Source organism: Blautia sp. DFI.9.10, assembly GCF_024461705.1.
GTDB classification, from domain to species: domain Bacteria; phylum Bacillota; class Clostridia; order Lachnospirales; family Lachnospiraceae; genus Blautia_A; species Blautia_A fusiformis.
On record NZ_JANGAA010000036.1, the window covers coordinates 1 to 19,275 of the forward strand.

Consider the following 19,275-nt stretch of genomic DNA (forward strand, 5'->3'; position numbering starts at 1 on the left):
GCAATTCATCTCACCACCTGAAGAGGTGGGAGAATTCTTGCTACATTTGTTAAAATGGCTGATCGTATTGTACTGGTTTCTCAATCTTCTCTGCTGTCTGATCATAGCCAGGGCTTTTCACAACATTTCTCTCAGAGAAAAAAGACACGAACTGTTGGTTCAGCAGATGAGTTTTCTTCAGAAACAGCTAGAATATACAACCGAAATGGAACAAGAATATCAATCTGTGCGAAAATGGAATCACGATATGGAAAACCATCTCTTTTCACTGAATTATCTGATCCGCACCCAAAAATATCTTGAGGCAGATGTATATCTAGAAACAATTCTTTCAGAACTTCCGCCGGAAAAGAGGACTTTATGAAACGAGGCTTTACTATTCTTTTTATAGAACTTTTCTGTGTTCAGGCATCTCTTTTCCTGGGAGCTCTGCTACAGGAATATGCTCTGTTTTGCCAGATAATGCTTCTCTTTTTTCTGGCCCTCACTTACCGCAGGATCTACCTTCTTGCCAGACGATCGCTCAAAAATGCTCAGGAAGAGGCAAAATTTCAGGCTCTTCAGAAGCAGGAACAGTTACAGAAAGAACAGGAGCAGCTGTTTGTTTACAGAAAGCAGGAGACTCTAGAATTCCAGCAGTCTACCATCCGGAAACTTGAGACACTTCAGAATTACCTGAAAACGAACGAATATGATAAGATCCAGGACTACCTGCCTGCCATAACCGATGATTTTCAGAGAGAACGTTTCCATCCCATCTGTCAGGACAGCCTGATCAACGCCATCCTTGCGGACAAAAGATTTCTTGCCATGCAGAAAAATATCAAAGTTACCTACGAGGTTCTTCTTCCGGAGAAATCCAATATTCCCTCTTCGGAACTGAGCAGTATATTTTTCAACCTGCTGGATAATGGAATAGAAAGCTGCAACGCTTCCGGTTCTGAAGCACCGTTTATCTCTGTAACATCAAAAATGTCCGCCGGTTTTCTTACTGTCCACATGAAAAACAGCAAAGATCCGGCACAACCATTCAACCACAAAACATCAAAAAAAGATATCCCCAACCATGGATTCGGTCTGTCCATAATTGAAGATATCTGTGCAAAAAATGATGGTAGCTGTCAGTGGATCGACAATGGAGATACCTTTGATTCAGTTGTTATGCTGAGATACCAATAAGATTCAGCAGAACATACATATCCTTATCTTTCAGTTCCGCTGCATAATGCTCCACACATTTGAAGCCTTTTGAAATATCAAAATGTTTATCAAAATTCAAAACCTCATCAACTCCAGCTTCTTCTCCCTGGTCAATTGCTTGATCCGGTACTCCCGGCTCATGGCCTCCTCCTTTGTGGCAAAGCCTTCATAATACACCAGCTTCACCGGCCTTTTGGCCCGGGTATATTTGGCGCCTGCTTTGCCTTCATTATGCGCTTTCATCCGCCTGGCAAGGCAGTTTGTCCAGCCGGTGTAGAGCGTGCCGTCTGCACACTGCACGATGTATGTATAGTTCATAGCAGTCTCCTCTTCTGTAAAAAATTTATGCAATACAATGCCAAATGCCAGTACATCTTCAGTAACATCAACCCTGATATTTGCCTTCCTGTAAAACAAATATCTGAACACTTTTCTGGATAGTGTGATCTGTCTTCCGTGATATTTCCTCTCCTGTAAAACAAGCATCCAGTCGGCCGCATTCTTTCTATGTAAAGACAGCCACCAGCATTTCTTCAGCAGCCGTCCTTCTATCCTCAAGCAGCCGGCACAATTCATGTATTTCACTTACATCAAAAAAATAAAAGCAGGTCGGGATTCCGGCTGCGGATTTTCCCACCTGCTTTATTATACGGTCATTTCTTATTTCTGTGAATATGGAATTCACTGCATAGCTGCTCTATAGGTATTCGTATTCTGATCTTGCTGTATTTCCCGGTCAATCAATAAGCTCTGCCTACTCCATCACATAATTCTTCAGCACATAAATCTTCCCATCACACTCCACAGCCTCCACCTTCACAGCCTGCTCCTGCGTTTCCGGATAATATCTGGTGGCAAAAACAACCTCTCCGCCATTCACATAGATTTCCACAGCTGTAGTATCCGCAAGAACTCTGATGCTTTCGATCACACCGGACGGAACATGCGCCTTACGTACTTTACGTCCGGCACCGGCCTTCTCGGAGAGAGTTAAGATCACATCTCCGTCCTGATATTCCAGGAAGAGATTTTCCCCAAGGCTTACTTTACCCTGCTCACCTTTTACCTGAACATCCAGATCAAACGGTCCATTCACCGGAATCTCCGCACTGGAACCGCTGACAGAAACGCCAGTCTTTCTCAGCCCGTTCAGTTCTTCCACCGGATACTGATAAAGCATTCCGTTCTTATACGTAACTTCTCTCGGAACCGTCAGGCAATGCTGCCATCCTTCACTTTGCGCTGTAGGATTTACATACTCCTCGTCTGCATCCGGCATTCCCATCCAGCCGATGAGAATCCGTCTGCCTTTTCCATCCTGGAATGTCTGGGGTGCATAGAAATCAAAACCGTGATCCCATTCCCGGAAATCTTTTTCCTCCGGCTTTCCGTCCTTCAGGATAAAGTATCCGGACTGATAGATGTTCTGGAAACGGAACTCTTCCCTTGTCAGTCCCTGTGGAGATACAGAAAGTACTTCCTGTCCCTCAAGGGTAAAATAATCCGGGCATTCCCACATGTATCCGAAAGCATTCTCTGTGGTCAGCTCATGGTCGAATTTCCAGTTTTTCAGGTCTTCGGATTTATAAAAAAGTACGGCACCCTGGTCGCTTTTCTGACGGCCGCCAAGGATCATGCGATACTCCTCTCCATCTTTCCAGACCTTCGGGTCACGGATGTGGCATGTGTAATTCTTCGGATAATCCTCCCAGGAAACGGCTACTTCTTTTGTTCCAAAATGAACGCCGTCCTCACTCTCCACATGGAGAGTGCTGGACTGCCTTCCGTTATTGATATAATCATAATCTCCATCCATCTTGATGTTTCCTGTGTAGAAAAGATGAAGCTTATCTTTTTCCGCAATGGCGGAGCCTGAGTAAACACCATGACAGTCATAAATGCTGTCCGGCAGAAGCGGAACACCTTCATATCTCCAGCTGATCATATCTTCACTGGAGTAATGTCCCCAGAATTTCAGTCCACCGTTGGCCTCAAACGGAGAATACTGAAAAAACACATGATATCTTCCCTTGTACCAGCATAATCCGTTCGGGTCATTGAGCCATCCCACAGGCGGCATCAGATGATGGGTCAGACGGTTTGTCTGCATCGTCCTGGCAACTGCTGCCGTTTCCTCGATTTTTCGCACTTCCTCTGCAAGGACCTTGGTCAGAGAACTCATTTTATTTTACCTCCAGTACTTCAGAACCATTATTTACTGTTCCTTCTGCAAGCATTTTTACTTCTTCATAATCATCGGTATTGGTTACGATCAGCGGTGTGGTCACATCATAGCCGGCTGCCTTAATAGCATCCATATCAAAGGTGATCAGTGTCTGGCCTTTTTTGACCACGTCACCGTCCTTTACATGAGCGGTGTAGAATTTACCGCCAAGTTCAACGGTGTCAACGCCGATATGGATCAGCAGCTCCAGACCACTTTCTGTTGCAAGCCCGATGGCATGCTTTGTGTCAAAAATTGTAGAAACTGTTGCGTCGCAAGGTGCTTTTACCTCACCTTTGGACGGAATCACTGCCATGCCCTTTCCAAGGACTTCTGATGCAAAGGTCGCATCTTTTACTTCTGAAAGCGGGATTGCAGTTCCCTCAAGCGGGCTGTAGAGAGTCTGCACACCGCTCTCAGCTGTTTTTTTCTCCGCAGATTTCATCTCAACATTCTCTGCCGGAGCACCTGCCTTTTTCTCTGTTTCAATATTTTTCCCAGCTGTTTCCTGTACCTCGTCTTTATATCCGAACATCCATGTGAGTACAAAAGCCACACCAAATGCGATGGCAAACATCAGGATATAACCAACTGGATTATTCAGGCACAGCAGGATTCCGAAGATACCGGTAACACCTGTTCCTGTGGCACCAAGACTGCTAATGGAGGCAAAAAGTGCTCCGCATGCACCACCCAGGCAGCCCATGATAAACGGCTTTCCGAAGCGGAGGTTTACACCGAAGATTGCCGGCTCTGTGATTCCCATGCATGCGCTTAAGGCAGAAGGAACAGCCATGGATTTGATCTTCTGATTTCTGGATTTCAGGCCTACAGCAAGAGCTGCACCACCCTGTGCAATGTTAGCTGCAGATGCAAGTGGCAGCCAGTAGGTAACGCCGAATTTGGCCAGCTGTCCAAGGTCAATGATAGTGTACATGTGATGAACACCAGCAACAACAGTCGGTGCATAAAAGGCACCCATGATAAAGCTTCCGATTCCAAATGGCAGTGCGATCAGCCACTGGATTCCATCCAGAAGTCCGTTCTCAACAGCTACGAAGATCGGTCCGATAATGGAAAGTGTAAGATAACCGGTTACAAAAACACTGACAAGTGGTGTTACAAAAAGATCGAACATTGCAGGTACGATCTTATGAAGTCTTTTCTCGATCTGTGCCAGTACCCATACTGCAATGATAACCGGGATTACATGTCCCTGATATCCCACCATGTCAATGGAGTAAAGTCCAAACCATACCTTCTGCGTTGCCTGCACACCCTCTGTTGCAACAGTCCAGGCATTCTGCAGATTTGGATGGATCATGATCATACCGATAACCGCACCCAGATAAGGGTTGGCACCGAACACCTTCGCACCACTGTAAGCGATAAGGATCGGCAGAAATGTATACGCTGTGTTACTGAAAAGCTGTGCAAATACATAAATGGAACCATTGGTGTTAATATTCAGGAAGCCGTTGTTTACCATGAAGTTCAGGGCTTCCATGATTCCCATCAAAAATCCGCTGGCTACGATAGCTGGGATGATCGGGACAAAAATGTCTCCCAGTGTCTTGATCAGTCTCTGTATCGGATTAGCCTTGGATGCTGCCACCTTCTTAAGCTCATCCTTACTACTCTCTGATATTCCGGCGATCTGGATAAATTCATCATAAACTTTGTTTACAACTCCTGTTCCCAGGATGATCTGCATCTGTCCCTGTGCGAAAAACACGCCCTTCACACCATCGATATTCTCTACATATTCCTTATCCGCCTTGTCATTATCCGCAATGACCAGACGAAGCCTTGTTGCACAGTGCGCCGCGGAAATGATGTTTTCTTTCTTTCCTACATGATCATAGATTTCTTGTGCTGTCTTTCTGTAATCCATGTCCTTCCTCCTTTTCTGCTACTGTTCCCGGACAGTCATCTCTTTCTGCTTTCCCTTTCTTCGGATCAGATCTGTCTGTTCTTTCTTCAGCTTCCCGGGATTTATTATCTCTGATCCATTGTTTTTCATTTATTTATGAGATTGATTTCATATATCTATTCATACAAGGAACGGTAATCTTTCCATTTTTTTAAGTTTTTTGATGATTTTAGCACTTTTCAATGGTTTGTTTTATGTTGTTGCTTGTGCTCTTATGTGGAATCGTTCTCATATCTTACTTGTATTATAACTACTGCATTATTATTTGTAAATCCGCAACATCGCACAAATTTCTTCGGTCAAAATTGTACATATTTCATAAGAACAGATGCAAGACAGACAAACCAGTCAGGACATCGCAGAAAAAATCTGGCATTTTTCTGTGCTTGCTCAGCCATAACACAGCACCACGCAAAAAAGAAGCAGGTCTTTTTCTCCCAAAAGATCTGCTCCTGTTCCACAATAACTTATAATTTCTTCCTCTGTCTGCGAGGATATTCTCTGTTACCTGTGAGATTCCCGTTCCACAAGTTCACATCCCATTTTTATTTCCTTGCTGATCCCGGTATCGTTCTCAATAAGATCAGCCAGCATGGCTGCTGCCTCCATTCCGCTGGTCTTATAATAAAAATGTACCGTTGTCAGCTTCGGTTCCACGATCTTACCCGGAACTCCATCCCCAATCCCTGCGATCTGAACATCCTCGGGAATGCGAAGCCCGATCTCCTTCAAATAAGTCATGGCTCCCACCGCCATAGTATCCGTAGCACACACAAGAGAATCTATGGAAGGCTCCTCCTCAAAAAGCTCCTTCGCCATCTCATACCCGGAATCCATGGTAAAGCTTCCGATCTTCATCCTCTCCGGCACGACCTCCAGCTTAGCTTTATGGATAGCATCCATAAAACCCTTTTTCCTGCAGGCACCAACTGCCTCGTCCTTATCTGTAACGCCGATATAGGCAAACTTTTTCCCCTTCTCCGTCAGCTTCTCCGTGACCTGAAAAGCTGCTTTATGATCATCCTGATAAATACATGGATATCCGTCCAGATGCTGTCCCAGGATCACGATCGGTACCTTATAATCCTTCAGCATCTGTTTATGCTTTCTGGTAAACATGGTAGCAATAAAAACCACTCCGTCCACCTGACGTTCTTTAAACAGAGAAAGGTATTTCAGCTCTTCTTCCACATCATTATTGGTATTGGCCAGAATAAGCTGATATCCTCTCCGTGTAAGAATATCACTGATCCCTGTCACCTCACGGCTTATGGTATCTGAATTGATCTTTGGAAGGATGACACCGATGAGACTGGTTTTTTTGGTCCTCAGTGTCTGTGCCTGGGAGGATGGCTGATATCCTGTCTCCTGGATCACCCTGCGGATGACTTCCTTTTTTTCACTGCTGACATATCCATTATTCAAATATCTGGATACCGTAGCTCTGGAAACTCCGGCAAGCCTAGCTATTTCATTAATGTTCATAACTTATGTACCTCTTCTTTTGTCCTGTTATATCTGTCCTTGTATGCATATTTATAATATAGATTATACACGGTTTCTTTCCGGTAAAAAAGCTTCTTTTCCTATATAAGTGGAAATTTTTGGTTAATGTTCCCTCCGTTCTCAGCAGCATGCTTCACAAGGCAGAGGATACGGGATGCATATACCTCCCATCCCGTATCCTCCATACTCTGTTTCCAAAAATCTCCCCGGCATATCTGTTTTTCGGTTTTCCCTGTCATTCCAGATATTCAAACGGATCTACCGGCACGCCATCCTTTTTCATTGCAAAATAAAGATTCGGGCCTTCTACAGAATAATATTTGGTAGGTGCGCTGATATTTCCGATCACTTCGCCCTCCTTTACTGTGTCACCTTCTGCCACAGTAAGGTCCTTCAGCTGCCCATATACTGCCTGATAACCATTTCCCAGCTCCATAGTCACAGTCGTTCCCGTACAGGCATCCTGTACAACAGAAAGCACCTGACCATCTGCCGCCGCATACACCGGCGCATCCTCCACTGCCTGCAAAGCAATGGCAGAGCTCACACGATACTGATCCAAAGTCGGATAATATACGGTTTCATCCATATTGTAATCCACAAGAACCGTTCCTCTGACCGGCCATTCCATAATAGAATCCTCCGTAAAATCCAAAGCCTGTGCCGCAATTCCGACAGCTGAGGTCTCTGCGGTATCTGTGGAAGCTCCAGCTCCGTTATTCACCGCTCCCTCTGCCGATGTATTTCCGGCATTATCTGCTGTATTTCCAGTGCCATCTGTGCGGCTTCTGTCTGCACCTGCCGCCGCAGACACGCTCCTATCATCCGTACCACTTCCATTATCTGCATCTGCCGCTGCATTTTCGGCTGTACCACTTCCTGCAGTCTCACGGATGCTTCCTGTCACTCCATCTGCTCCGGCTTCTGAAGCTCCTGACAGACCTGCTTCATCTCCGGTTTCTCCATCAGAGATCTCATCCTGTGCTACATCCTGCCAGCCATCTCCGGCAGCTGCCGCATCCTCTGCGTTTTCCCCGTCCGAAAGCTCCTCTTCCAGCCCGGTCTCTTCTACCTGTACAGAATTTTCCTCCTGGGGATTTTCTGCGATGGGCTTTGTTCCAAGCTGATAAACAGTAATCCCAAGTGCCGCCACTGCTGCCAGAACACCTCCGTTGATAATACCTCTCACAATTTTACTTTTCATATTCTTTCCACCTCTGTCTGATATGTTCATTTTCAGTAACAGAAAAAGCAGTAAAGCTGCCGTTTCGGTCACCATTTCTATATCTATAGAGTGTCCAGAATATGGCTGTCTATTCATTTTTTGAATATTTTTTTATCAGACGTTGCTTCGGATGCCTGACTTTCTTTAATCCTCAGCTTTCAGCTCCATCTCCGGAAAATATTTTTCCAGGATTTCCTCCGCACTGCTTCCGTTTTTTGCCATCTCATTTCCACCAAACTGGGAAAATCCCACACCATGACCGCTGCCACGCACTCGCAGATAATAAATATCATCCTTTTTCTTCAAACTGAAATTCGCGGATTCCAGTCCCATTCCCGCTGCAAAGCTTTCTCCCTCCAGGAGTGTTTCCCCAATCGTAAGCTCTGTCACATAACCGGCACTGTCCCGTTTTTTGATCTTCAGCTCCCCGGAAAGCTGCCCCGCAGGAATTTCCACGATTTTTATACGATCCGGAGATTTTTTGTCCGCACTGCTATCTGCCGATTTCAGATATGTATACGCCTCATCATGAAAAGCTTCTTCCCCGCTGCGGGTTTTCCCTGCGCTTCTCTTATGCCAGGGAGTCAGCCTCACTTTTCCTTCATATGTAAGTACCTGTCCATCCGTCTCTTTTGCTGCCTGCTCATAGATCTGCCTTTTTTCTGCAAAAAAATATCTCCAGACTTCCTCTGTACTTCCGTTTTCCCTCAGGATCTCTGCCAGATTTTTCCCCTCACCCAGCCACCTTTGAATATTCGACCGTGCGATCACAGTCTGCGCTTTTATGGTTTCTTTTTTCATATCCGGGGAAATCTGCGAAAAAACAATGACCGGGAGATATTCTTCCATATCCGGCACCCTCTCTGCCAGGACCCTCTCCGGTCCATTAATGGTTGCCGCCGAAAAATAAGGAAGAACAATTGCTAAAAACACCAGACAATATCGAAGAAGCGCATATTTTTTCATAAAAAGCACCATAAGCGTTCTTTTTCCTAATATATGTTCTTTTGCCAAAAATTATTATTTGCTGTATACTATAGCAGTTCTATGAATCAATGCATCAAAAAAAGTTATTCCGAACATGCTGCAGTAATTTATGGAAATGCTATGTATCAATCCAAAAAGTATCTGCAGCGATCAGTCCTGCTCACCGCTTATTGCTTGCCGCGAATGGAGGTATCACACACCATGCTTGCCATCTTTCTTGCACCATTATATATTCTCATTAATATTTATATCGTCCGCTGGATGATTTTGTGGATGGGTGCCTGCGCTCATTTTTTCCAGACCTTTGCGTTCCGGGCATGCTTTGCAGGTGTTTATATTTTTCTGTCCACTTCTCTTCTGACCTGTTTTCTTATCCGGAAGCCCCCTGCGCTCCATCGCTTCCTGAAAAATACGGCAAATTATTTTCAGGGAACATTTCTTTACATCCTGATCGTAATCGTAACTACAGATCTCTGCAGACTGATCCTGAAGCATACGCTTCATCCGGCCTGGATGTATTCCCGGAAAGCCTTCGTAGTCACAGGCGCTGTCTGCACCCTTCTGATCATTGGTGTCAGTCTCTATGGGATTTTTAATCAGTGGAATATTAAGACAAAAACTTATAATGTGAAAATAGACAAGCAAGTGAAGGGAATGGACTCCCTGAAGATTGTCCTGCTCGCAGACATTCATTTCGGTTACAGTATCGGAGAAAAACATGCCGGGCTTCTTGTAAAAAAGATCAACGCCGAAGATCCGGATCTGATCTGTATTGCCGGCGATATTTTTGATAACGAATATGAAGGGATCAAAAACCCGAAAAAAACAGCGGCCATTCTCCGTTCGCTGAAATCCAGATACGGCGTTTATGCCTGTTGGGGCAACCATGATCTCAGCGAACCGATTCTGGCCGGTTTTACCTTCCGCAATGCAAAAAAAGATTATGATGATCCCAGAATGCGGAATTTTCTGGAATCTGCCAACATCCGGCTTCTCGATGACGAAACCGACCTCATAGATAAACGATTTTATCTGACAGGCCGTAAGGATCCTTCACGTTGCCGAAAAATGTCCGACACCCGTAAGAATCCTGACCAGCTTACAGCCTACCTTGACAAAACACTCCCGATTATTTTTATGGATCATCAGCCCGGTCAGCTGGATGAAGTGGCAGCCGCAGGCGCAGACCTTGATCTCTGCGGCCATACTCATGACGGCCAGCTGTTCCCTCTGAACATCATCACCGGCCTGATCTGGGAAAATTCCTGCGGCTACCTGAAAAAGGGGACTATGCACAACATCGTTACCTCCGGTGCCGGCATATGGGGCCCGAATATGCGTACTGCCACAAACAGCGAGATCTGTTCGATCACAGTACATTTTTATCCTGCCAGACCTAACTCCTCTGATTCCTCATAAATATCTTCCACCGGCAGCTCCTCCGCACTCTCACTATCCTCTTCTGTTATTTCTGTTCCGTCATTTTCTTCTTCCGTTTCAGAGTCCTTCGGAAACTCAATTACTTCAGCCGTATCACCACTTTCTGATATCTCCGGCTCTTCACTGGAATCATCAAATATCTCTTCCTCAGTATTATCGTCCGTCTTTCCTTCTTCAGAACTCATATTGAGTTCCTCGCTGCTCTCTTCTTCAGCTTTCTTTTCACTGTTTCGGATGATCTCAAGGGCTTCTGTTTCTGAAATAATGCCTGAACTATCTTCCATTGCATTTGCTTCCGGCACTTCATAATCATATACAAAGGTATTGACTGGCATAAGCTTGTTTGACTGCACATCATAGTCAAATACATGCCACAGGTATCCTTCCCTGTTAACCGGTACATTTGCCTGGTAGATCTGTTTTCCACCCCGGTAAACGGTTACTTTGGCTGACGAAGCAGATAATTCTGTACTCGCATCATCTTCACCGTTTGTATAATCGTATACATAAAAGCTATATTTTCTTCCGGTGAAGCCTTTGTATATGGTTGTTGTTTCCGGTCCATAGCTACTTGTATCATCCAGATCCAGATTTGCTATTACATCTCCATCCTCTGAATATGCATTTTTATCCCTATAGTATACATGGAAGTAGTCATCTCCGTTTTCATCAGCAGGTCCCAGCAGATGAGAATCCAGGTCTCGCGGAGTTTCTCCCCATGTAAGCACGATCTGAAGAAGTCCCTCATCTCCTGCACTGATATTGGTCGGTGACATTGTTACATCACGTTCACTGCATGCATTTGCCTGAACTACAACATTGATATGGGCAGAAACAAAATCTTCATTGCTTGCATTCAGCGTATAGTTTCCGGCTGGCACGTTCAACGTATAGGTTCCATCTGCTGATACGCCTTCTTTCACAGTCTCTCCGATCACATTATCCCAGCCCTTACGTAATTCATAAGTTACATTTTCTATATTTCCACCGGTCATGGAATGAATAAATCTTCCACTCAGCTCACCATCTCCGGCTTCTGCTCTGGATACCATAAGGAAAGATTCTGCGTATGTGATCTGGTTCGCTGATACTTCCATGGAACTGCTCTCATATTTCTGGTAACCGGTTGCTGTGACAACAATTTTGTAGGTTCCTTCATCAAGATCATTAAATGAATAAGTTCCATCTTCTTTCGTGAAAGTTTTTTCAACCTTGACTGTTCCGGAATATGCTTCCACGCTGGCATTTTTTACAGGAGCTTTACTGTTTGAATCCAAAACGCTTCCCTCAATGCTTCCGGCTCCGACTGTACATTTATCTACCAGTGTTCCATTTTCAAAATGAACCTTCAATTTTAGTGGATTATCGTCATCATCAGACAGAAAATCCTTGGACAACGTATAATGCCATACCGTTTTCAGGAACTTTCCGACCACCGTATCCGGATTCAACTCACCCGCTGCGTAAATATAAGTTCTTACATCAGAACAAAGCACATTTCCGGCATCACGAACTGTATAGGATACGCTTGCCTTTGCCGCAGGTCCTACCTTAATATCAATTCCTGCCAGATCCCATGTCTCCAATGCAGTCAGATTTAATCCAAACTGAAGACCGCATTTCGCAGATCCTTCTATTGTGACCGGTGTCAAAGTCTGACTGAAATCATGGATAAATCTTCCATTTCCATCTTTGAATTCATATCCGCCAGTTGCTTCAACGGAATATTTCACAACAAACTGCCCGGACACATCATAAAACAGAGAAACCACCAGATCTGCAGAAAGACCAGTTGTACCAAGCTTTATAGGAACTCGTCCCAGTTCAAGTACATCGCTGACTGTTTCCATAGTTCCACTTGCATGTTTGATCTGCTGCTCTGAATTCACGCCACTTATATAAAGTCCGCCTTCGAAATCAGCTTTTCCTGTAACTGACGCAATAAAATGCCTTACCTCTATCTTTCCCCAGCTGAATCCGGCATCCAGCTTACAGCTTACATCCGGAATCGTAACAGCAACAGAACCGGACAGCTTCACCTTATCATTAAATTTATGATTAAGATCAAATTTCAATTTACCTGGAACCGGAATACTTCCGCCGAGAGTAAGTCCTCCTGCCGGCACCTCACTTGAATTTTCCGGAATATACTCATATTGAACGCCCTCTGCAGTTACCTGCATATTTTCCGGATCTGCAATTCCTGCACCTTCAAAATCAATTGATTTGTAAACCTCTGAAATATCATCCGGTTTGCCGGCCTTAATGATCAGACGTCCCTGTCCGTCCTTTGTGATATTCTGGACTTTTAATGCAATATCTGTATCTGTTCCCATTTCCTTTGCAGAAAACAGTACAACCTTTCCGGTTTCCAGATTTTTATAAGCATTTCCATCTTTTACTGTGATCGTATAAGTTCCGTCACTGTTCTGGACAACATTGTATATATTTTTGGAAGTATCTTTGACTTCAACTACATTTGTTGCATAGGTAACCTTGCTGTCATAATTCTCATCGATTACTGAGTCCTCAGTGATCTGGTCGATAGCTTTTAAGATCTGAGCTGCATCATTTCCGTTAATTGCCTTCTCCGGTTCAAAGGTATCTCCATTCAGAGACAGCATATTCTTTTTCAGTGCAATAGCTACAACATTTTTATACCTGATCTGAGCCGCATCTGTACATGTCGGTTCTTCATCCGTAGTTTCATATCCCATAAGCATTACTGCTGTATATGCGGCAAACTCTCTTGTTGCATATTCGTCAGGATAAAAGTATGGAACATCCTGCTCATCGGTTTCATCGGGAATGATTCCCATAGTTTTTGCAATTTCTGCTGCGATTCCATTTTCATTTTCTCTGGTATCAGCATAATAATAATTTTTGCTGTCAAACTGCTCTTCATACTTGCAGCCAACTTTATCCAGAAGAAGTTTTACCCATTCACCTCTGGTGTATTCATGTCCGGAATCCTGCACGTATTTTTTCGTAACAAAAATCCTTGCAAAGATTTTTATTCCTTTTACTTTGGCAACGATCGATGTATTTCCCTCTCCGACTGCCTGGACAACACCTGTTTTTGTTACTGTTGCAATTTTCTGATCAGCAGATGACCAGCTTACTTTAACACCCTTTTCCTTAAAACCAAGCTGGATACTTTCCCCTTCTTCCAGAGTAGCTTTTTGATTTTTCAGTGTTGGTTTCACAACTGTTATCTTACATCGATATGTTCTCTTCTTGGAATCTTTAAAGGTTACTGTACATTTTCCTGTTCCTGTTACAGAAACCGTACCATCTTTTTTTACCTTGGCAACCTTTGTATTTGAACTTGAGGCAGCTTTGATCACATCACCCTTTATCGAAAGCTTCCTGGACGTATTCACTGTTCCCCATACAAATTTTAAGCTCTTTGCAGACAGATAAGGATTTTTTACCGTAACCTTACAGGTATACACTTTTTTTCCTATTTTAGCCTTAACCACGGTTGTTCCGGTTTTTACTGCTGTTATTTTTCCCTTAGAGCTGACTTTAACGATTTTTTTATTGGCAGAACTCCATACCGTCTTTCCCGAAACACCGTTTACTTTTAACTGCAGACTTTTTCCCTTTACATACAATACGGCTTTTTTCACTGACATTCCCGGGCTTTTTACTGTAACCTTACAGGTTAATGTCTTTTTGGCAATTCTGGCCTTTACTGTTGCGGTTCCGGTCTTCACAGCCGTTATCTTTCCCTTTGACGAAACCTTTACAACTTTATTATTAGAAGAAGACCATTTCACGGCTTTCTTCCAGTTTACAACCTTTAACTGTGATGTTTTTCCCACGTACAAAACCTTTTTTGTACTGTTCAGTCTGGGATTTGCAGCTGCATTTGCTGGCATGCTGATTCCTAAGATCAACATCAGGATCAGCATCAGCGGCAGCAATTTTTTTGATGCACTTTTTCTCTTCATAAGCACTTTTCCCTTCTGCTGTACTATGCTATAATGTTCATCAATTATAAATTTTCGAGATCATTCGAAATCATTTATAATTAATCCCCCGTAAATTATCAGACTATCAACCAAGAAAGGAGAAAAATCATGAGTGTCACCGTAAATCCAAAAGCCCGACAAATTTTACCGGTTATTCTGGGCTGCTGCGTAATCGGAACTGTCTTTTTTCTGGCAATAACTATCTGTTCCGCCATAAAATATCATGATTACGTACCTGTAGATGCTGTTATATCATCTGTCAGCCGCTCAAATAATCCTAACAAGCCTCATAGTTCCAATTATCATAACTATGTGAAGTACTCTTACACCTACAAGGAACAAGACTACACAGCTGACCGAATCGAGTTTTTACGCCTCGGCAAAGCCCCCGGAAAGCATGTTCAGATTAAATGTGATCCGCAGAATCCAAACCAGATCCAGAATATCTATTCTATGACCATCTGTATTGTCTTCCTGGTAATCCTGATCATAACAGATTTCCTGCTCATTCTTATGATAAAGTCTTAATACTGTACAGCTATGCTCTAATTATATAACATTTTTATCTCTTGAATTTTGTCAAATTTGTCGCAAAGTGAACATTTTTTGTCGAAAATGTCCATAATAATTTTTTTATCGCATTAACATACTCCTACCATTGAAATCCTACTCGATGGCTCTGCTGATTCGTTCGTCAGTACGTAATTTTCTATGATATAAAAAAGACGGTTACGCTGAATCACAACGTAACCGTCTTCCTTTATACTATACTCGCACAGATATAAAACAAAATTCCCACCTACTGCCTTGAGCAATAAATGGGAATTTATCTGATCCACTTAAAAAGTGAGGCATCGGGGATTCGAACCCGATCACTCACCTGAAAAGCCTTAAAAGAAAGGAGTTTTCCGTGTCGCTTATATAAGTGTAACAAAAAGTGTAACACATAAAATCAGCACGAAAAAATACAATCCTATTTGCAAGAAATATTTTACAGGAAATTTCATAATATTACAAGCACAATGAAAAAATTTTTTATTAAATCCAGAAACACTCTGTTGTTTATATTTATGTTTGATTTTGGTTGACTACAAAAAACACAATGTCCCCCGGCAGTCAAGCCCGAAGCCGCCCAGCGGTGCGAAGCAGGTTTGACGGCTGGGGGATGTTGTGTATAATACTCAGGCCAAAATATAACATAAAAACTTCCCGACACCTTTAAACGATGCCGGGAATGAATTAATGGGTTATTCTGTTGCTTGCTTCGAAGGATCAGAAGAAGTATCGCCAAAATCAACATCCGTACTACCACCTTCTACCTCAGAAATTTCTAAATCACTCTGAGCTGATTCAGGCTGGTCTGATGAAAACTCTTCAGTTGAATCCGACATACTGTCAGAAAAGTCAACTACTGGACTATCACTGAAATCGTTAGGTACTAAAGACTGAGCAGATGTGGAAGTTCCCTTAGGATGGTAGAACCATGAAGCATATTTATCCAATTCTTCTTTTGATTTAACATCCTTGTCTATATTTGATAAAATATATTCATCAGATATCTCATCTGAAGCAGAATTCAGCTTCTCCATAGTAGCATTAGACAAAGATACCTTAACAGATGTATAATCATACACCCTATCAGTCACTGAGTAATTATACCCTCCTACAAAATATGCACAAGCAATAGTCTTAAGCCTACGGTCTAATATATTAGCGTTATGGAGAGCTGAATTTTTCCAATCCTCAACTACCTCCTTAGGATTGTAACAAGGTCCGGTACTACCCCACCCAATCTGACAAGCTCCATGTGAAGCAAGTGTACCTGCAATATTAGGACAAGTATTCTTACAAGCATGCAGAATAGAACAACCAGAATCAACAGAAGCCTGCCTTAAAAGAGTTCTCTCTTCTACCTGTAAAGCGTTTAAGCCTTTCGATACACGGTACTCGTTAATAAGACGAACTACCTCATCAGCAAGGTCAGAACGGTCTACAATAGCCTTAGCAACGTCCTCCTCCGGTACAGTATCCCAATCGGCGTCTAACCCTACAATCTCAATATAGCAAGATTTAGAGTAATTACCCATAGTAAATGTAACCTTTACCTTCTTACCCTGTACGTCGTTTACTAAATCCATAACATCCATCCACAAAACAGAGTCATTACCATCAGATGGATATACCTTCACAAGAGAAAGGTCGGAAGATTCTACATAACAATATCCACCCTTCTTAGCAAGTGACTTATCAGATGTAAATTTGAATGAAGAAGCACTACACATATCCTTCTGAGTGTAAGTATACGGCAGCTTATAACTCTTACTACAAATATCATCCAACTCTGCCTTCTGAGCATCACTAGGTTCTACAACTGGAATCGGTGTAGGTGTTGCTGTCGGTTTCGGTGTCGCTGTTGGTTTCGGGGCTTCCGTAGGTTTAGGGGTCTCAGTAGGCTTCGGAGTTGCTGTCGGCTTTGGTGTAGCCGTTGGCTTCGGAGTCTCAGTTGGTTTCGGTGTCTCAGTTGGCTTCGGTGTAGCCGTTGGTTCCGGAGTAGCTGTCGGCTTCGGAGCAGTCGTTGGCTTTGGCGTTGCGGTCGGTTTTGCTGTCGGCTTCGGAGTAGCCGTTGGTTTCACAACCGGAGTACTTGTCTGTTTTATGACTTTTACAACAACCGTTTTGGTTGTTTTTTTGTATACACTGGATTCTTTGGCTGTAATATAGATCTTAGCCGTTCCCACTTTCTTTCCTAAAATGTAGCCTTTTGAATTGACACTTACAACACTGCTGTTGGAAGATTTGTAAGTCAACCCTGTCTTTGCCTTTGCTCCAAGAGAACGTCCCTTTTTGTAATAAACAGACACATTCGAAGCTGTGATTTTTTGATTTTGTTTTACTACTTTTACGGTAATAACTTTTTTGACAGATTTGCGTTTTGCTTTTGAAGCGGTCACAGTGATTTTTGCTGTCCCGGCTTTTCTGCCTTTGATGTTACCTTTATTGTCTACGGTAACGATTTTTTTATTGGATGTCTTGTAAGACAGTTTTGCCCCCTTTGTAGCTTTAACATTCAGCTTTGCAGATGCACCAACATAAATATTTTTATTGGACACATTCAATGTCAGTGTGTTCGTTGCCGCTTCTACAGTGGAAACCATGCTCACAGGCTCAACAATTCCAGCCTGACTGGGAGCAACAATTCCCACGGCTAATATAAAAGCCAAAATCTTTTTCACTCTTTTCTTCATAAAAGAAATCCCTCCTTTTCCCTTCTATTTTACTTTCTTCATAGCTTGTGTCAATCCATAAGCAAAAAAATCGTTATGAATAACAGCAAGAAATAGCCATTTATGGCTAATATGATTATAAGCCGTTAACGGGTATCATGCAAGTAGGAGGAACAATCTTGTATGATAACTTACGACCCTTTCTGGAACACATTAAAATCAAAAGGCATCAGCCAGTATCAGCTGATACATAAATACGGCATCTCTGCTGGCCAACTGTCCCGGATGCGAAGCAATTCCAATATTTCCACACATACAATCAACGCACTTTGTGAAATACTCGACTGTGAAGTACAGGACATCATTTTATATAAGAAGAAAGTATAATGCCCCTCTACCAGATTAACAATCTAGTAAAGGGGTACTTTTTATTTAACATTTTCCCACATATCATCAGATATATTTTCTTTTGCTTCTACATACTCATCATACAATGCTTTAATCGCATTATAATATTCTTTGACCTCTTTATAATTGTGAACGATTCCGTTCTGAATATAGGAACGGCTTTTATCTCTTTTCTTCGAAAATGTATAGGAATATGGACTGCCATCATATAAAGCTCTTGTAATAGGTGCTACATTAAAAAGAGTCTGCACGTCTCCGACAGCATCATCATTCAGCCAGCCATTCAACTGTTCTAAAAATACCGGAGTTAAAATTTTTTCAACACTGTATTTTTCATCTGGTAATTCCTGATCGGATGAAGAAAAAGTTTTTTCTAAAATATTCATGATACGGTATAAATTATCCATGTGTAATTTTGAAATATTCCGAGCACTTTCTGTATTTTCTCCCCACATATAAAGTGCATCTGAAACCACACACACAATATTTTCAATCTTCGAAGAATCCACCTTTTCCGTTTTAAAAACTTCATTTAATATTTTAGAAACTTCAGGTTCATATTCTCCCTCCACGAAGAGAAAATTATGAAATTTGCGAGTAGACTCTTTTTCATTTCCATAATAACGAATATATGCTTTGTAAAAAAAATCTATATACATCTTACCAGAAACAGTCAATTCTTCTGCCGTATTGGTACAATTGAATTTTTTATCATTGTCAATTTTATCTTTTAATGAATCAATTACTTCACTAAATTCTTCTGGCCTGTATTTACAATATTTTCGGCAAAGATCAAACAATGTATTTACTGTTCTGACAGCCTTTATTTTATTGGTTGTCCCCTCTGCCTGATATTCTTTAAGTTTCTTTTTTATTTCCTCATATGTAGTACCCATTACGATACCTCCCAGTTAATTCTTAATCTTACATTTCTACAATAATCATCCACAGGATAGGATGTCGGTCGTTCCTGAATGCTTTCTTACATAAATGGTATTCTCTACTTGTAACAAAGAACAGCAACTACTGAAAGGAAGAATCACATGAACCAATACCGGCCACCACCCTCGGAAGCTATCTGAAATCAAATCTCTTCCCCCTCAGGGTAGGATATAGATCATTCAAAACTGTTTCTTACATCAATGTTATTC

General features: G+C 42.5%; 13 protein-coding genes. 4 read left to right on the forward strand and 9 right to left on the reverse strand.

Translation table 11 applies throughout. From position 1 onward, the window contains the following. Positions 1-360: 360 nt before the first annotated feature. The gene (locus tag NE671_RS15070; protein WP_110103158.1) at positions 361-1,179 is read left to right on the forward strand and encodes an ATP-binding protein; all 819 of its coding nucleotides are present in this window, start codon (positions 361-363) and stop codon (positions 1,177-1,179) included. A 96-nt stretch (positions 1,180-1,275) separates the two neighbouring features. Here the strand turns inward: NE671_RS15070 and NE671_RS15075 are convergent, their stop codons facing one another. From NE671_RS15075 to NE671_RS15100, 6 genes are all read right to left on the reverse strand, one after another. Then, the gene (locus NE671_RS15075; protein WP_118626573.1) at positions 1,276-1,518 is read right to left on the reverse strand and encodes a GIY-YIG nuclease family protein; all 243 of its coding nucleotides are present in this window, start codon (positions 1,516-1,518) and stop codon (positions 1,276-1,278) included. Positions 1,519-1,954: 436 nt separating this feature from the next. Continuing rightward, positions 1,955-3,382: a glycoside hydrolase family 32 protein gene (locus NE671_RS15080; RefSeq protein WP_173740952.1), complete on the reverse strand. Its 1,428-nt coding sequence runs from the start codon at positions 3,380-3,382 to the stop codon at positions 1,955-1,957. Position 3,383: 1 nt separating this feature from the next. Further along, the gene (locus NE671_RS15085; RefSeq protein WP_173740951.1) at positions 3,384-5,318 is read right to left on the reverse strand and encodes a PTS beta-glucoside transporter subunit IIBCA; all 1,935 of its coding nucleotides are present in this window, start codon (positions 5,316-5,318) and stop codon (positions 3,384-3,386) included. 543 nt (positions 5,319-5,861) lie between these two features. Beyond that, positions 5,862-6,842, reverse strand: coding sequence for a LacI family DNA-binding transcriptional regulator (locus tag NE671_RS15090; protein WP_173740950.1), 981 nt, complete (start codon positions 6,840-6,842; stop codon positions 5,862-5,864). Between the two features lie 256 nt (positions 6,843-7,098). Next, the gene (locus tag NE671_RS15095; RefSeq protein ID WP_084449199.1) at positions 7,099-8,067 is read right to left on the reverse strand and encodes a M23 family metallopeptidase; all 969 of its coding nucleotides are present in this window, start codon (positions 8,065-8,067) and stop codon (positions 7,099-7,101) included. A gap of 165 nt (positions 8,068-8,232) precedes the next feature. Continuing rightward, positions 8,233-9,102, reverse strand: coding sequence for a SpoIID/LytB domain-containing protein (locus NE671_RS15100; protein ID WP_173740949.1), 870 nt, complete (start codon positions 9,100-9,102; stop codon positions 8,233-8,235). A 174-nt stretch (positions 9,103-9,276) separates the two neighbouring features. Between NE671_RS15100 and NE671_RS15105 the strand changes: the two genes are divergently transcribed. After that, positions 9,277-10,494: a metallophosphoesterase gene (locus NE671_RS15105; protein WP_173740948.1), complete on the forward strand. Its 1,218-nt coding sequence runs from the start codon at positions 9,277-9,279 to the stop codon at positions 10,492-10,494. On the opposite strand, the gene NE671_RS15110 is transcribed toward NE671_RS15105, so the two are convergent. Beyond that, the gene (locus NE671_RS15110; protein ID WP_173740947.1) at positions 10,458-14,471 is read right to left on the reverse strand and encodes a carboxypeptidase regulatory-like domain-containing protein; all 4,014 of its coding nucleotides are present in this window, start codon (positions 14,469-14,471) and stop codon (positions 10,458-10,460) included. The genes NE671_RS15105 and NE671_RS15110 overlap by 37 nt on opposite strands. A gap of 129 nt (positions 14,472-14,600) precedes the next feature. On the opposite strand from NE671_RS15110, the gene NE671_RS15115 reads away from it, so the two are divergent. Then, complete coding sequence (locus tag NE671_RS15115; protein ID WP_173746759.1) at positions 14,601-15,020, forward strand: DUF3592 domain-containing protein; 420 nt, start codon at positions 14,601-14,603, stop codon at positions 15,018-15,020. 719 nt (positions 15,021-15,739) lie between these two features. On the opposite strand, the gene NE671_RS15120 is transcribed toward NE671_RS15115, so the two are convergent. Further along, positions 15,740-17,737 (reverse strand): Ig-like domain-containing protein, encoded by a 1,998-nt coding sequence (locus tag NE671_RS15120; protein WP_173740946.1) that lies wholly within the window; start codon positions 17,735-17,737, stop codon positions 15,740-15,742. 162 nt (positions 17,738-17,899) lie between these two features. On the opposite strand from NE671_RS15120, the gene NE671_RS16110 reads away from it, so the two are divergent. Further along, the gene (locus NE671_RS16110) at positions 17,900-18,103 is read left to right on the forward strand and encodes a helix-turn-helix domain-containing protein (protein ID WP_021652491.1); all 204 of its coding nucleotides are present in this window, start codon (positions 17,900-17,902) and stop codon (positions 18,101-18,103) included. A gap of 41 nt (positions 18,104-18,144) precedes the next feature. On the opposite strand, the gene NE671_RS15130 is transcribed toward NE671_RS16110, so the two are convergent. Further along, the gene (locus NE671_RS15130; RefSeq protein ID WP_173740945.1) at positions 18,145-19,020 is read right to left on the reverse strand and encodes a hypothetical protein; all 876 of its coding nucleotides are present in this window, start codon (positions 19,018-19,020) and stop codon (positions 18,145-18,147) included. Positions 19,021-19,275: the final 255 nt, after the last annotated feature.

Excerpts from the sequence above, each read along its gene's own strand:
- NE671_RS15070 (WP_110103158.1), top strand. The coding sequence starts at position 361 with ATGAAACGAGGCTTTACTATTCTTTTTATAGAACTTTTCTGTGTTCAG.
- NE671_RS15075 (WP_118626573.1), bottom strand. The coding sequence starts at position 1,518 with ATGAACTATACATACATCGTGCAGTGTGCAGACGGCACGCTCTACACC.
- NE671_RS15080 (WP_173740952.1), bottom strand. The coding sequence starts at position 3,382 with ATGAGTTCTCTGACCAAGGTCCTTGCAGAGGAAGTGCGAAAAATCGAG.
- NE671_RS15085 (WP_173740951.1), bottom strand. The coding sequence starts at position 5,318 with ATGGATTACAGAAAGACAGCACAAGAAATCTATGATCATGTAGGAAAG.
- NE671_RS15090 (WP_173740950.1), bottom strand. The coding sequence starts at position 6,842 with ATGAACATTAATGAAATAGCTAGGCTTGCCGGAGTTTCCAGAGCTACG.
- NE671_RS15095 (WP_084449199.1), bottom strand. The coding sequence starts at position 8,067 with ATGAAAAGTAAAATTGTGAGAGGTATTATCAACGGAGGTGTTCTGGCA.
- NE671_RS15105 (WP_173740948.1), top strand. The coding sequence starts at position 9,277 with ATGCTTGCCATCTTTCTTGCACCATTATATATTCTCATTAATATTTAT.
- NE671_RS15110 (WP_173740947.1), bottom strand. The coding sequence starts at position 14,471 with ATGAAGAGAAAAAGTGCATCAAAAAAATTGCTGCCGCTGATGCTGATC.
- NE671_RS15115 (WP_173746759.1), top strand. The coding sequence starts at position 14,601 with ATGAGTGTCACCGTAAATCCAAAAGCCCGACAAATTTTACCGGTTATT.
- NE671_RS15120 (WP_173740946.1), bottom strand. The coding sequence starts at position 17,737 with ATGAAGAAAAGAGTGAAAAAGATTTTGGCTTTTATATTAGCCGTGGGA.
- NE671_RS16110 (WP_021652491.1), top strand. The coding sequence starts at position 17,900 with ATGATAACTTACGACCCTTTCTGGAACACATTAAAATCAAAAGGCATC.
- NE671_RS15130 (WP_173740945.1), bottom strand. The coding sequence starts at position 19,020 with ATGGGTACTACATATGAGGAAATAAAAAAGAAACTTAAAGAATATCAG.